Genomic DNA, 14,528 nt, shown 5'->3' on the forward strand with positions numbered 1-14,528 from the left:
AATACCCCGTCCGACTACAAGAACCCGATGTACCTGATGGCCAACCTCGCCACGCAGGACGGCGCGACGGATGTCGGCCAGAACATGAAAATCGATTACATTCGGGCGTACTCGAACGACGGATCCAACCCGACCGTCGCCCTCGACCGTGTCTCCGCCCCCGACGGCAAGGATCCGGGGATGTACGGCGCAACCGCTCTCAACGGCGGCCCCGCGACTCCATCCGCGCCGGTCGAGCCCGTTCCAGTATCCACCACGCCGGCTCCGACCAATCCGGTCCCCACGACGCCATCGTCAGTGGAGCCGCCTGCCCAGGTCGCCCCGCCGCCGGTCACGCAGCCCACCAGCGACAACGTCGTCATCGCCGGCGACAGCACCGGCACCCCTATTGGAACTCCCATCAGTTCGACGAGCGCAGTTCATCCCGAGACTTCGGGGTCGGCCAGTGCCGTGCAGCCCGCCGCCTCCAGCTCATCAAGCGCTCCGGCCACTGACCCAACAGCCATCGCCGACTCGTCAGCGCCTGCGAGTGGAATGGCCCATACGACACCGGTCGAACCCACGGGTTCAACCAGCCCGACCAGCGTCTCGCTCAGCCCCCCGATTGCGGCGGCCGTACCAAGCCCCACCAATCCGGCCGCCACCTCGTCGGGTATTCCCGGCTCGGCGGTCACCAACTCGACCGGCGCGGTCGGCGGTGCCACCAACGCGCAAACCATTCCAGTGTCCGACTCGGGAGGCTCCCTCGCCCCAACAGCCACTATTTCGGGCAACGCAGCACAGCCTCTAGCTGTCAGCCCGACGAGTTCGATCAACTCAACAGGCATGCCTCAACCAGCAACTACAAATTCTGGAATGGTTGGAGCAAATGCCTCTGGAATTGCAAACAGCTACGCTTACCGAACATTTACTTCTACTTCGCAGGCGAGAGTAGCGGCTTTGACGGCGCAGAAGAAGGTGATCCAATATGCCGTCAAACACCCAGAAGCGAGAGGTATAGCCAACAAAATGTTAGAAATCCTGATGAGTCATTGGTAATGAACCTATTTTAGGAGGAAATAATCTTGATGGTGCTCGCTCGCTTGCCCGGCGTCTGGAGCGCCGCTCACCTAGACCGAAGCGCCGCAAGAAGGCGTTCGTCATCGCTCTGCGCTGGCCGACGCCTTCGACGCTTTGCCGAAATGATGAGGGTGCGCCGGGGCCCCGCTGCCGGCGAAGTGCGAACTCTTACGGCGCCTCCGACGTCAGCGCCGCTGGCAAACTGGTGCAGTGAATCGACGATGCGCTGACCCACGTGGAGAGCGCGGTCAACAGAGAGACTCGGCGGCGCAGGCCGACAACGCGCCTTGACCGCAGGACGCTGCTGGAGATGCTGGCCGCGATCCTGCCTTGCGGCCATTTCTTGATCGGTGAACGCGACGGCGCTGCACCACTGGTCGTGGACCGGGTTCGGCATGGCGGAACTCCGCGCCGGGTCGGACCCGGCGGCCTCGAATGGGTTCCGGGCTGGGATCAATCTGGCACCCAGAGGCTGTCGAAGAACGCGAGAAGTTGGGATTCGTGATCCTCTAAGGCTTCGCCAATCCCGAGGTCGAAAGATACAACTGCACCATCTGCGCGGCGCACGACGCATTAAGGCTCAAAGTTCGCGGCCGGAAGGATCAGCCCAGCTGTGGCCTCGGCAGGGGTTTGTCGGCGCAGGCGATATGAGCGCCTCGGGTGCATAGCGAAATATAGGCGGTCGCGATCCGTCAAAGGCATACCGCCTCTTTTCACGCTGCCGAACGGGCCACACCGGCGTAGTTGGGGGCGCCGGCCGAGGTATGAATCCACTCGTCCCCGTGATGACGGGAGCAGCACGGCTGACCGAATTTCACCGGCATTCGCCGGTAGCCATCCGGGGCATTGGGGTAAGCGTTGGGGTGAAACAATAGGTTTGTGAAGAAGTAGCAGCCATCTCAACCACTTGGTGAGATATGCTGGCGGAAGGGGTGGGATTCGAACCCACGGTGGAGTTGCCCCCACGGCGGTTTTCAAGACCGCTGCCTTAAACCACTCGGCCACCCTTCCCCGGCGGCATCCGGGTGCTCACGGTTACGGCTCCCGCGGACCCCGCGTCAACCGGTAAGCATGCAGCCCGTCCGGGCCGAAGCATCAGGCCGCCCGGGGCCGATGGGCGTGCGCTGTTCGAGAACCTTGACCGTCCTGTGCGCCACGACGGTCGTTGGCTTCGTAGAAAGGCAGGCCACGGCAGTTGACCCGTTGCGCCTTTCCCCCTATCTCACGGCCGCCCGGTCTTGACGACTGGGCTCTATCTCCCGGGCGTGAGACGGCTCCGGGAGCGCGAACCAGAGAATGGTTCATTGGGGGATAGTTTAACGGTAGAACGGTGGACTCTGACTCCTCTAGTCCTGGTTCGAATCCAGGTCCCCCAGCCACCTGATTTCCTAAGTCATCCTGATTGCTGAATCGAAAGTCGTGCCGCCCCGCGGTGTCGGCACCCTTCTACGCGCCCCAGCTAGACAGGCCGCCATGCGCGGCGAGTGAGCGGCGGAGCTGGGATCGCGAAACCAATCTTGCGCGGACGCGTCGTCGACTTGCGGCGCCACAAGTCGACGACCTTCAGGAGCGGCTTGGCCCGGGTTAACCCGGGCGCAGCCCTGCAACCGCCGACCCAGGGGGTTGGAGACGGTCGGTGCGCGTGGGGTTCACCTTCCAGCGCGCCCACCGCAACAGGTTGCAGGCGGCGGTAGCCGCAGCGCATCCGTGCGGCAGAGGGCTCACTCAGCCGCATCCGCAGTGGGACCTGCGGTGCGGAGCGCTCGCGGTAGCGTAGAGACCAAGGCCCGAAGCCAATGGCCGGACAGGCCCGACCCTCCATGACATCGGCGGCCACCTGCAGGGGACCGGCGACGATGCGGCGCGCGGCCAAGCCTCACCACTGTCGTTTGAGCACGTCTCGGAACGCAGGGAGCGGTCCAGCGCCAGGGCCGGGCAGGCAGGTCGCCGCCGCCACGGTCCGGGCGCGGTGAGGAACGCGCATGGGAACCGACTGGGTCGGCGCCAGCGCGAGGTCAGTCATCGTGCAGCACGCGGTACTCGGCGCCCTCGAGGTCGTCGTACTGGCCGCTCCGCAACGCCCAGAGGAAGGCGAGCAGGCCGAGCAGGCCGAGTCCAAGCGCGATGGGGATGACGAGGAGGAGGACATTCATGACGGCCTCAGGAGGTTCCGGCGACCGGGGCTGGGGCCGTGGGCCGGTGCGCGGCCGGCACCGGGGCGGGCATCGTCGCGAGGCGGGCGCGCAGGGCGTTGGCCGTCACGGCGAGGGACGATCCCGACATGGCCAGAGCCGCGATCAGCGGCGTCAGGCATCCCGTCGCCGCCAGCGGCACCGCCAGCACGTTGTAGACCGCCGAGAACCACAAGTTCTGAAGCATGAGCCGTCGGGCCCGCCGACCCGCGGCGAGCACCGACAGGACCGGGGCGAGACTTCGTCCCAGGAACAGCGCGTGGGCGGCGGCTTGGCTCACATGCGCGGCGGTGACCGGCGAGAGCGAGGCGTGCGCGGCGGCGAGCGCAGGGGCGTCGTTCAACCCGTCGCCGACCATCAGGACCCGCCGTCCGGCTCGCTCGAGCGCCTCGATCCGGGCGATCTTGTCCTGCGGCGTGAGCCCCGCCTCCCACTCGGCGATGCCGAGGCGGCGGGCGACCGCCTCGACGGATGCGGCCCGGTCGCCCGAGAGGATCAGCACTCGATGGCCGAGCGCCGCCAGGCCGGCGACGACCTCGGCGGCGTCCGGGCGCAGGCCCTGGCGCACCGGGAAGGCGGCCGGTGCCCCGTCACCGGCCCGGAAGCAGATCACCGAGGCCTCCGGGTCGGCCGCCACCGCTGCCGCCGCCTCGGCCTCGGCCCCGCAGAAGCGGGCCGAGCCGAGCCGCAGCTCGACGCCGCCGACGACCGCGCGCACGCCCAGGCCGGCCGCCTCCTGCGCGCCTGGGAACGGCTCGGCGGGACCCGCCGCGGCGACGAGGGCCGCCGACATCGGGTGCCGGCTCGACAGGGCCAGCCGGGCCGCACTCTCCAAAGCTGCGGGCGCGTAGCGTCCGCCCGACAAGGTGGGCTCGGGCAGGGTCAGTGTGCCGGTCTTGTCGAAGACGACCGTGTCGACCTGGGCGAAGCGCTCCAGGGCCGTGCCGTCGTTGAGCAGCACGCCCTCGCGAAACAGGGCACCGGCCGCGACGACCTGCACGGCGGGAATCGCGAGCCCGAGCGCGCACGGGCAGGTGACAATCAGGACGGCGACGGCATCGAGCAGCGCCGCGTGCCACCCGGCCCCCGCGGCGAGCCAGCCGACGAAGGTCAGGGCGGCGCCCGCGTGGACGAAGGGAACGTAGAGGCGCGTCGCCCTGTCGGCGAGCACGAGGGCGCGCGAGCGCGCCTCCAGGGCTCGCCGCATCAACCCCTCGACCTCGTCGAGCAGGCTCGCACCGGCCGCCGCGGTCACCCGCACCGTCAGGGCGCCGCTGCCGTTGAGCGCCCCGGCGAAGACACGGTCGCCGCCGCGCACGGCCACGGCGGCGGTCTCGCCGGTGACCAAGCTCTGGTCGAGGTCGGAGGTGCCGTTCTCGACGAGGCCATCGGCCGGCACCCGCTCGCCCGGCCGAACGAGGATGCGGGCGCCCGGGGCGAGTTCCGCCAGCGGGACATCCCGCAGGCCGCCGTCCGGCCCGGCGAGCGTCGCGCGCTCACAGCGCAAGGCCGCAAGGTTCTCCGCGAAGGCGCGCGTGCGCTGCCGCATGGCTTGGTCGAGGACGCGCCCGATCAGGAGGAAGAACAGCAGCATCACGGCGCCGTCGAAGTAGGCGTGCGTGGCACCCGACAGCGATTCCACGACTGACATCACCAGCGTGAGGACGACGCCGAGCGTGATCGGGAAGTCCATCGTGACCCGGCCTGCCCGCAGCCCCCGGACCGCGCCCTCGTAGAAGGGGCGCCCGGCATAGGCGGCAGCCGGCAGGACGATGACGGCCTGGATCCAGTGGAAGAGGTCGCGGTTCTCCGGGCTCATGTCCGAGATGTTGCCAGCCCAGACCGAGATGGCGAGCAGCATCACGTTCATCGACGCGAAGCCCGCCACCGCGAGCGCCTGGATGAGGCGCTTCGTCTCGGCGGCTTCCGCATCCGCAAGGCCGCCCGGTGCGAAGGGCTGCGCCGTGTAGCCGAGCATCTCCAGCGCCGCCAGGATGGCAGGCACGTCGGGCTCGGCCTCACGTGTCCAGGTGACGGCGAGGCGCCGGTCCGAGAAGTTCAGCCGCGCGGAGGCCACACCGGGCATGGGCGCGAGCCCGCGCTCGATGGCCTTCATGCAGGCGGCGCAGCGCACGCCCTCGACCGCGAACTCCGCGCGGGCCGATCCGTCCGGCGCGACGGCGACGAAGGCGCTGTGATCCCGGCCGAGGGAGGGCTTGGTGTTCGCCGCGCCCCAAGAGGCGTGGGCTTCCACGTAGGCGAGCGCCATGTCGGTGCAGCACATCGGGATGCCCCCTCAGTCCAGGACGATTCGGTGCCTGCGCCGGAACGCGACGCCGTCCTCGCCGGCGACCTCGACGACGAGGTCCCACTGCCCGCGCGCGACCGGCTCGGCTCGTGCGGCGTAGGTCCCGGCAGCGACCTCCGCGAGGTCGACCGCCACGTCCTTCCGCTTGTCGGTCGGGCGCTCCAGCCGGGCATGCAGCGCTCTGCCCCGGAGCGGGTGCGCCTCCCCGTCGGCCGCAATCACGGTCACGGTCGCGACCCCGGACGGGTGCCGGACCACCGACGCATCGAGGTGCCAGCCGAGGGCGTCCTGTTCCCGCGCGTGGCGCAGCTCGGCGTTGTAGAGCTGGCCGGCCCTGTAGGGCGAGGCGACCTCCAGCCCGGACCAGGTCCGCGTCGCCAGGACGAACAGCGCGGTATCGGCGGCGGCGACGGTCCCGAAGAAGGCGACGAAGACCGCCATGACCTTGCGGCCCGTCAGGCGGCCCGAGGCACGCGGCGGCATCGGCGGAGCGGCGGTCATGGCGCGGGGGCCTTGAAGGTGTCCTGCGCCCGGGCGGTCTCGCCCGTCGAGGCATCGGTGAGGTGGAAGGTGAGCTGGACGCTCGGATCGGGCCGCGCGTCCGCGGCGGCGAAGACGAGGACGCGGAACTCCTGGGTCGCATCGGACGGCACCGGCAGGTCGCCCGGCGCGCCGCCCACGACCTCGACGCGCGCCCCGGCGAGGCCCTCGACGGCGAGGGCGTAGTGCCGCTCACCGGGCCGCTTGTTGCTCAATCTGACCGTGTAGCCGTTGCGGATCGAGCCGTCGGAGAGCGTCACGTAGAGCGGGTTGCGGTCGTGCAGCACGCTCAGGCCCATGAAGCTGCGGGCGCCGAGTTGGTACAGCATGAACCCGCCGATGCCCGCCACGAGGGTCGCGTACAGGATGGTGCGCGGTCGGACGATGCGGCTCACCGGGCCCCGGCCCGCGGCGCGGCTCCGGCGGTTCGCCTCGGTGTCGTAGCCGATCAGGCCCGCAGGGCGCCCGAGCCTGCCCATGACCGTGTCGCAGGCGTCGACGCAGAGGCCGCACTGGATGCAGTCCATCTGCAGGCCGTCACGGATGTCAATGCCCGCCGGGCAGGCGGTGACGCAGGCGAAGCAGTCGACGCAGTCGCCGGCCGGCTTGCCGACCGCGCGAAGCGCGGCGGCCTGCTTGACGGAAACGCGGGGTTCGCCCCGCGCGTCCCGGTAGAGGATGTTGTAGGCGTGCTCGTCGGTGAGCGCGGCCTGGATGCGCGGCCAGGGGCACATGTAGGTGCAGACCTGTTCGCGCATGTGGCCGGCGAGCAGGTAGGTGGTCGCCGTGAGGGTCAGGATGGCGACGTAGGCCGGTGCCGGCGCTTGAAAGGTCGCGAGCTGGACGACCAGCGTCGGCGCGTCCGCGAAGTAGAGGACCCACGCGCCTCCGGTCCACCAGGCGATCAGCAGCCAGATGGAATGCTTCATCGTCCGGAGGGCGATCTTCTCCATCGACCAGGGCGCCGCGTCGAGCTTCAGCCGCTCGCGCCGGTCGCCCTCGATCAGGCGCTCCACGGCCAGGAACAGGTCGGTCCAGACGGTCTGGGGGCAGAGATAGCCGCACCAGACGCGACCCGCGACGGCGTTCATGAGGAACAGGATCAGGGCCGCGAGGATCAGGAGACCCATGACGTAGGTCACGTCCTGCGGCCAGAGCGCGATGGAGAAGAAGTGGAAGCGACCGCGGTCGAGGTCGAGCAGGACGGCCTGCGAAGGTTCGCCCGGGCCCCGGTCCCAGCGGATGAACGGCAGCGCGTAGTAGACGACGAGCGTCACAGCGAGCAGCGCCCACTTGATGCGCCGGAAGGTGCCCCGGACCGCCTGCGGCTGGATCTTGGTTCGGGCGGCGTAGAGCGACCCGGTTACCGCCGGGATGGCCGTCCGCGTCGCGGCGGCGCCGAACTTGCCGGCGCGCCGCGCCGTGGCCTTCTCGACTGTCCGGGTGGGTCTGGCGAGCGACATCGGTCCTGAGTTCCGTCCGGCGGCAGGCCGGCCTCGATGCCGTTAGGGCGCCGTCGCGCGGCTCGCCTTGATCTCGCTCAAGCCGGGGGGAGCCACGGTCGGGGCTGCTCGCGCCGAGCGTGGCTCGCGGGACGTCTTCCGGCCCGGCCCACTCGGGTGAGCCAGGCCGGCATCCCGCTAATGGCCGCCGCCCAGGCCGTGCACGTAGACCGCGAGCGACTTGATCATGGCCGGGTCGAGACGGCCCTCCCAGGCCGGCATCACGCCCTTGCGTCCGTTCATGACCGTCGCGACGACCTGCTCGGGCGACGAGCCGTAGAGCCAAATCGGGTCCGTCAGGTTCGGCGCACCCATCTCGGGATTTCCCTTCGCGGTCTCACCGTGGCAGGCGGCGCAAGTGCCGGCGAAGGTCTCGGCGCCCTTTTCCAGGCTCGCCCCGGCAACGCCCGGTTTTCCCGATAGCGAGAGGACGTAGCTCGCCACCGCCTCGGCCTCGTCGCGCTTCAGGACGCCGTCGCGTCCGAAAGCCGGCATATCGCCGACATGCGCCTCGCCGTTGCCCGAGCGCGCGCCGTAGCGGATCGTGCGCTCGATCTCCTCGGGGCTGCCGCCCCAGAGCCAGTCGTCGTCCTGCAAGTTGGGGTAGCCCGTCCGTCCGGTGGCCGAGGTGCCGTGACAGGCGGCGCAGTTGTCGCCGAAGGCCGCCTTGCCGGTGGCGAGCGCGAGGCGCAGCAGCGCCGGGTCGGCGCGGATCTCGGCGACGGAGGCACCCGCGAGCTGCGTCTGCCCGCGCGCGTTCCGGTCGCGGCGAACCGCATCGACCTCGTCCAGGACCGTTTGGCGCTGGGAGTAGCCGAGCACCCCGCCGGTATAGCCGCTCACCAGCGGCCAGGCCGGATAGGCGACCCAGTAGCCGAAGGACCAGACGATGGTGGCGTAGAGGGTGTAGAGCCACCAGCGCGGCAGCGGGTTGTTGTACTCGGCGATGCCGTCCCACTCGTGCCCGGTGGTCTCCGGGGCCGCGGGCGGCGTGCCGGGGTTCGCGGTATCGGCCACGGCTCAGTCCTCGTTCAGGGGGAGATGGGCGGCCGCGTCGAACCGGGCGCGATTGCGCGGCCAGAAGGCGTAGACGGCAACGGCCATGAAGATGGTGACGAAGTAGAGTAGGCCGCTGGTCTGCGCGAAGGCGGATGCGTTCTCGTAGGTCATGGCGCTCACCTCAGGTTCTTCTTGTCTTCGTAGATCTTGAAGTCGACCATCGTGCCGAGCACCTGCAGGTAGGCGACGAGGGCGTCGATCTCGGCAATCCTGGCCTTGTCGCCGCCGAAATCGCGGACGCTGACGCCGGGATAGCGGCGCTGCAGGTCCGCGGTGGCCGGCCCGTCCGGATCGAGCTGCGCCTTCAGGTCGCTCCGGGCGAGCGCGACCATCTCGTCGGTGTAGGGCACGCCGAGCGCCCGGTTGGCCTTCAGGTCGTCGGCGATGGCGTCGGCGTCGATGGGCCGGTCCAGGAAGGCGTAGGCCGGCATGATCGAGGCCGGGACCACGGCGCGCGGATCCTTCAGGTGCTCGCGATGCCACTGATCGGAATACTTGCCGCCGACGCGGGCGAGATCGGGACCGGTCCGCTTCGAGCCCCACTGGAAGGGGTGGTCGTACATGCTCTCGGCGGCGAGCGAGAAGTGGCCGTAGCGCTCGACCTCATCGCGCATCGGCCGGATCATCTGGCTGTGGCAGAGGTAGCAGCCCTCGCGGATGTAGATGTTGCGCCCGGCGAGTTCGAGCGGCGTATAGGGACGGACACCCTCGACCGTCTCGACGGTGCTCTTCAGGTAGAACAGCGGCGTGATCTCCACGAGGCCGCCGATGGCCACGATGAGAAGCGCGCCGAGGAGCAGGATGATGGAGTTCTTCTCGAAGACCTCGTGCCTCTTCCAGAGGCCGGCTTGGGCGGTGGCCATCGGGCAATATCCGTGATGCGGGAGACGGTGCGGGGCCGCCGGATGGACGGCCCCGGGCTGGGTTCACTCGGCCGGCGCGAGGCCGGCGGTACCGGGTAGCGCGCCGTCCGCGGGCAGCGGATCGCTCTCGGCGGCGGTCTTGCCCGCGATGGTCATGGCGAGGTTGTAGGCCATGATCAGCGCGCCGGTCAGGAACAGCACCCCGCCGAGCGCCCGCACGAGGTAGTAGGGCTGCATCGCCTCCACCGTCTCGACGAAGGAGTATTCGAGGAAGCCGAGCGCGTTGTAGGCGCGCCACATCAGCCCCTGCATGATCCCGGCGACCCACATCGAGGTGATGTACAGGACGATGCCCAGCGTCGAGATCCAGAAATGCCACTCGACGAGCTTGAGCGAGTAGAGCTCGCGCCGGTTCCACAGCCACGGGACGAGGCAGTAGAGGGCGCCGAAGGAGATGTAGGCGACCCAACCGAGGGCGCCCGAATGCACGTGCCCGATGGTCCAGTCGGTGTAGTGCGACAGGGAGTTCACGGCCTTGATGGCCATCATCGGCCCTTCGAAGGTCGCCATGCCGTAGAATGCGAGCGACACGACCATGAAGCGCAGGACCGGGTCGGTCCGCAGCTTGTCCCAGGCGCCCGACAGCGTCATCAGGCCGTTGATCATGCCCCCCCAGGAGGGCATCCACAGCATGATCGAGAACGTCATGCCCAAGGTCTGCGCCCAGTCCGGCAGGGCAGTATAGTGTAGATGATGTGGGCCGGCCCAGATGTACATGAAGATCAGCGCCCAGAAGTGGATGATCGACAGCCGGTAGGAGTAGATCGGCCGCTCGGCGCGCTTGGGCACGAAGTAGTACATGATCGCGAGGAAGCCGGCGGTGAGGAAGAAGCCGACCGCGTTGTGGCCGTACCACCACTGGATCAGGGCATCCTGCACGCCCGCGAACATCGGATACGACTTGGAGCCGAGGAAGCTCACCGGCATCGCCAGGTTGTTGACGATGTGCAGCATGGCGATGGTCACGATGAAGGCGAGGTAGAACCAGTTCGCGACGAAGATGTGCGGCTCGGTCCGCTTCCGGAGCGTGGCCAGGAACACGAGCAGGTAAGTGACCCAGACGACGGTGAGCCAGAGGTCGGCGTACCATTCGGGCTCGGCGTATTCCTTCGACTGGGTCACGCCCATCAGGTAGCCGGTGCCGGCGACGACGATGAACAGGTTGTAGCCGAGCACCACGAACCAGGGCGCGAGCTCACCCGCGAGCCGGGCCCGGCAGGTGCGCTGGACGACGTAGAAGGACGTCCCAATCAGGACGTTGCCGCCGAACGCGAAGATCACCGCCGAGGTGTGCAGCGGGCGCAGGCGTCCGAACGACGTGTATTCGAGGCCGAGGTTGAGCGACGGCGCCCAGAGCTGGAAGGCGATGATGCAGCCGACCGAGAAGCCGGCGATGCCCCAGGCCATCGCGGCGACGGTCGCGAACTTGATCGGTCCGAGATTGTAGTTGGGTTTGCCGTCGATCTCCTGCCGCGGCGGCGCGGCGGGCCGGGCTCCGTAGCGCCTGAGGATGGTGACGAGGCCCGCCAGCGCGGCGAGCGCGAAGACGGCCATATGGATGGAGAACGGCGCATCGACCGCCCGGGCCGACGCCAGGGCGCAGAGGAGGGCCCCGACCATGAGGGCGACGCCGAGGCCGACCTCCCCCTCGGTCATGTACTTGGATGTCGGTGTCGCGGATGTTGGTGTCGCGGCCATGGCTCGCTCGATTCGCCCCACGCAAGAACGGCTACGTCGGCGCTTAGGGACGGGGACGCCCTCAAGCCTTGATCTCGATCAAACGGCCCGCCGCCACGCCGTCCCGCCGGGGCGCGGGGCCCGAACCGGCTGCCGCTCGCCCTCCGCGACGTCCGCCGGTGCCCTGTCCGCGATCGCGACGGCGAGGCGTGCATGACGGCGGGTGGTGGCCGGCGATGACGGAGCCTCGGGGACGAACGCCACGCCAGACGCCCTCGGAGGGCCGGGCATCCGGTCGTACCGAGCGCCTCAACCGTCGAGCCGAACCACGGGCGGCGTCTCCGCCCGCGGGGGCCGGGACTTCGGTGAACCCGCCTTCGGCGGCTTAACGACCGGGTGGCCTCAAGCGCGTAGCGGGCGGCAGAACCCGAGTAGCCCCCGCGTCAGGATCATGGCCGTCAGAACCGGGGGCGCGAGGATCTTGGTGCCGGTGACCAGCGCGTGGAACGCGAAGCCTCCGGCGTTGAGAACCAAGGTCACGACAAGCAGCGCGCACACGCCGGCCACCGCCAATCCCCCGAGGAGGATTGCCGAGACGAACAGCACCGTGAAGGCACGGAGCGGGCTCCATAGGAGGGCAAGCGGGCGGGCGCTCATCGAGGGTGTCTCCGGCTGAACGCCCCTGCCGTCACACGCGCCGGGATGCCCGGCCTTGGGATGGATCAAGGACGGCGATGGGCACGACCATTCCGGCGGTCGACTGGCGTCCTCCGGAGCGTCTCGCCGCACACCAGTCCGACCTGCCGTACCCCAGAAGGCCCCGCGCCCCCGTTCCTTGATCCAGCGCAAGGCCGAGTTTCCCGCTGCGTCGCACGAGAGGCCGTCCGGTACGGTCGCTACCTGCCCGACTGCCAAGGAAAACGAAGCTATGCGTACCTCACTTGCCGTTCTCGCCGCCGGCCTGTTGGCCGGTTCCGTCCTGCCCGCGCTCGCAACCCCGTGCGCGCAGCAGGTCGGCGCCCTGCAGCGCCGCCTCGATAGCTTGGGCGCCGTGCGCGTCGCTGGTCTGGAGCCCGGTCACACCCTGACCACCGGCTCGGTCAAGGCTCTGCCCCGCGCGCTCGCCGAGGCACCGAGCGACCCGCAGATGAAGCCCACCCGCGAGAACGTCGCCGCCGCCCGCCTGCTGATCCGCGAGGCCCTTGAGGAGGACCGGGAGGGCAATCAGCGCGCCTGCGAGAACATCCTCACCGACGCCAAGCGCCTCATGGGCGCCCTGCCGTAGGAGGAATCCCGCGCCGGCCACGACGCACGGCGGGCGCGGACAACCCCCGACCTGGATCAGGCCCCGGTCACGTCCCGGCGGGTGGCCGGGACGCGCTTTCCGAGCCCGGACACGCCTCGCCGCCGGGGCGGACGGCCGATCTGGTTCCGCCCGCTGCCGAGAAGGGTCATCCACCATGTTCCACGTCACGCGCGACGTTGCCGCGAGCCCCGTCCATCCACCCGCTCCGGCCACAACCTATCGCGCCTTCCTGGTGGCCCGGGGTGGCCGCATCGTCGACATGGTCCCCCTGCACGCCGACTCCGATGATGAGGCACGACGCCAGGCTCTCGAGCTTGTCGGCGAGGAGGACATGGTCGAACTCTGGGCCGGGTTGTACGCGGTGGCGAGGTTCGAACGCGACGGCGCGGCGCATTCCGGGTCCTGAACGCCTTACCGGACGGCCTCCTGGCGCGGGCCCGAAGGCTGGCATGCAGCCCGTGATCGCCGGCCCAATCGCTCGCGCCGCCGTCTCGTTTCGAGGATGCAGGCACGGGGCACCGTTGCGATAAATCAATGCCAAGGCCCTTCCCGTGAGCTTGGCTGCCGGGTCATTCTCGCCTTCCGGATTCGACAGCTTCATCGCCATGCCCAACGGCGCCGCCACCGCGCACCTCTACAGACCCAAGCTCCTGACCGTACTGGCGGAGGGCTACCGCCTATCGGCCTTGCGCCGCGACCTCGTGGCGGGATTGACCGTCGCCATCGTCGCCCTGCCGCTCTCCATGGCCATCGCCGTCGCCTCCGGGGTCGCGCCGGACCGCGGCCTCTACGCCGCCATCGTCGGCGGCTTCCTCGTCTCGGCCCTCGGCGGCAGCCGCTTCCAGATCGGCGGGCCGGCCGGCGCCTTCATCGTCCTCGTCGCGACGACTGTCGCCCGCTTCGGCGTCGACGGCATGCTGCTGGCCGTGCTGCTCTCCGGCCTGATGCTGACCGCGGTCGGAGCGCTCCGGCTGGGCACGCTGATCAATCGCGTCCCGCATGCGGTGACGATCGGATTCACCGCCGGCATCGCCTGCACGATCCTGGCGAGCCAGTTGCGGGAACTCGGCGGCCTGAGGCTGGCGGGCGAGGAGCCCGGACCGGTCATCCCGAAGCTGGCCGCCCTTGCGCAGTCGCTCCCCACGCTCAACCCGGCCGCGCTCGCCCTGGGCACCGGGGTCGCTGCGGCGGTGTTCGCGCTGCAGCGGTGGAAGCCCGCTTTTCCCGGCATGCTCGTGGCCGTTGCGGCCGCCTCCATCCTCGCCTGGGCATTCCAGTTCGACGTAGCCACCATCGCGAGCAGCTTCGGCAGCCTGCCGCATGGATTGCCGATGCCGGCTCTGCCGCAGATCACGCGGCCGCTGCTCTCCGACATCCTCCCGACGGCCCTGACCTTCGCGCTCCTGGGCGGCGTCGAGAGCCTGCTGTCGGCCAAGGTCGCCGACGGCATGACCGCCCGCGTCCACCGCCCGAACATGGAGCTGGTCGCCCAGGGCGTGGCCAACGTCGCCTCCGCGTTGTTCGGCGGCATCAGCGTGACCGGGACCATTGCCCGGACGGCGACCAACGTCCGCGCCGGGGCAGCAAGCCCGGTTTCGGGCATGCTGCATGCGGCCTTCCTGCTGCTGTTCATGCTGGTGGCCAGCCCGCTGGCCGGCTTCGTGCCGCTCGCGGCGCTGGCGGGCGTGCTGGTGGTCGTGTCGTGGAACATGGCCGAGAAGGCCGAGTTCGTGCGGCTGCTCAGAGTGCGGCACACCGCAGCCGTGCTGCTCGTCACCTTCGGCCTGACCTTGCTGCGGGACCTGACCGCCGGAATCGTCGTCGGTTGCGCGCTGGCCGTGGCGTTCGCCCTGATGCGGGGAGGCGAACCGGTCGAGCGTTCTTAGAGGGCCGCCGATCCCTGCGGCAGCCCTCTCTTTCTGCAACTGCCGTCGTCGAGGCCATTGTCGCGACCTTGGCTTG

12 protein-coding genes, 2 tRNA genes and 1 pseudogene are annotated in these 14,528 nt (G+C 69.5%); 5 read left to right on the forward strand and 10 right to left on the reverse strand.

Annotated features, from left to right (window positions below):
• Positions 1-1,038: pseudogene (locus MKK82_RS21185) on the forward strand (hypothetical protein); the annotation flags it as partial.
• Positions 1,039-1,980: 942 nt separating this feature from the next.
• On the opposite strand, the gene MKK82_RS21190 reads toward MKK82_RS21185, so the two are convergent.
• Positions 1,981-2,070 (reverse strand) — tRNA-Ser (locus MKK82_RS21190).
• 294 nt (positions 2,071-2,364) lie between these two features.
• Between MKK82_RS21190 and MKK82_RS21195 the strand changes: the two genes are divergently transcribed.
• Positions 2,365-2,438 (forward strand) — tRNA-Gln (locus tag MKK82_RS21195).
• Positions 2,439-3,074: 636 nt separating this feature from the next.
• On the opposite strand, the gene ccoS is transcribed toward MKK82_RS21195, so the two are convergent.
• From ccoS to MKK82_RS21240, 9 genes are all read right to left on the reverse strand, one after another.
• The gene (ccoS, locus tag MKK82_RS21200) at positions 3,075-3,212 is read right to left on the reverse strand and encodes a cbb3-type cytochrome oxidase assembly protein CcoS (protein WP_238291521.1); all 138 of its coding nucleotides are present in this window, start codon (positions 3,210-3,212) and stop codon (positions 3,075-3,077) included.
• A 7-nt stretch (positions 3,213-3,219) separates the two neighbouring features.
• Positions 3,220-5,535 carry a heavy metal translocating P-type ATPase gene (locus MKK82_RS21205; RefSeq protein WP_243986789.1) on the reverse strand — a complete coding sequence of 772 codons (2,316 nt, stop codon included), beginning with the start codon at positions 5,533-5,535 and terminating at the stop codon, positions 3,220-3,222.
• 12 nt (positions 5,536-5,547) lie between these two features.
• A complete protein-coding gene (locus MKK82_RS21210) occupies positions 5,548-6,060 on the reverse strand; it encodes a FixH family protein (RefSeq protein WP_238291525.1) in 513 nt (170 codons plus the stop codon).
• On the reverse strand, positions 6,057-7,562 hold the full coding sequence (gene ccoG / locus MKK82_RS21215) for a cytochrome c oxidase accessory protein CcoG (RefSeq protein WP_238291526.1): 1,506 nt from the start codon (positions 7,560-7,562) through the stop codon (positions 6,057-6,059). Before ccoG ends, MKK82_RS21210 begins: the two co-directional genes overlap by 4 nt.
• Positions 7,563-7,739: 177 nt before the next feature.
• Entirely contained in the window at positions 7,740-8,618 is an 879-nt protein-coding gene (ccoP, locus tag MKK82_RS21220) for a cytochrome-c oxidase, cbb3-type subunit III (RefSeq protein ID WP_243986790.1), read from the reverse strand.
• Between the two features lie 3 nt (positions 8,619-8,621).
• Entirely contained in the window at positions 8,622-8,771 is a 150-nt protein-coding gene (locus MKK82_RS21225; RefSeq protein ID WP_238291528.1) for a cbb3-type cytochrome c oxidase subunit 3, read from the reverse strand.
• 5 nt (positions 8,772-8,776) lie between these two features.
• The gene (ccoO, locus tag MKK82_RS21230; RefSeq protein WP_243986792.1) at positions 8,777-9,523 is read right to left on the reverse strand and encodes a cytochrome-c oxidase, cbb3-type subunit II; all 747 of its coding nucleotides are present in this window, start codon (positions 9,521-9,523) and stop codon (positions 8,777-8,779) included.
• 63 nt (positions 9,524-9,586) lie between these two features.
• Entirely contained in the window at positions 9,587-11,281 is a 1,695-nt protein-coding gene (gene ccoN, locus MKK82_RS21235; protein WP_373323382.1) for a cytochrome-c oxidase, cbb3-type subunit I, read from the reverse strand.
• A 381-nt stretch (positions 11,282-11,662) separates the two neighbouring features.
• Complete coding sequence (locus tag MKK82_RS21240; RefSeq protein WP_238291530.1) at positions 11,663-11,917, reverse strand: hypothetical protein; 255 nt, start codon at positions 11,915-11,917, stop codon at positions 11,663-11,665.
• Positions 11,918-12,188: 271 nt separating this feature from the next.
• Here MKK82_RS21240 and MKK82_RS21245 point away from each other — a divergent pair, with 271 nt between their 5' ends.
• From MKK82_RS21245 to MKK82_RS21255, 3 genes are all read left to right on the forward strand, one after another.
• Positions 12,189-12,545: a hypothetical protein gene (locus MKK82_RS21245; RefSeq protein ID WP_238291533.1), complete on the forward strand. Its 357-nt coding sequence runs from the start codon at positions 12,189-12,191 to the stop codon at positions 12,543-12,545.
• Positions 12,546-12,720: 175 nt separating this feature from the next.
• Positions 12,721-12,972, forward strand: a complete 252-nt coding sequence (locus MKK82_RS21250; RefSeq protein ID WP_238291534.1) for a hypothetical protein — start codon at positions 12,721-12,723, stop codon at positions 12,970-12,972.
• A gap of 199 nt (positions 12,973-13,171) precedes the next feature.
• The gene (locus tag MKK82_RS21255) at positions 13,172-14,452 is read left to right on the forward strand and encodes a SulP family inorganic anion transporter (RefSeq protein ID WP_308445480.1); all 1,281 of its coding nucleotides are present in this window, start codon (positions 13,172-13,174) and stop codon (positions 14,450-14,452) included.
• The last annotated feature ends 76 nt before the right edge of the window (positions 14,453-14,528 follow it).

Source organism: Methylobacterium sp. E-046, from assembly GCF_022829625.1.
GTDB lineage: Bacteria > Pseudomonadota > Alphaproteobacteria > Rhizobiales > Beijerinckiaceae > Methylobacterium > Methylobacterium longum.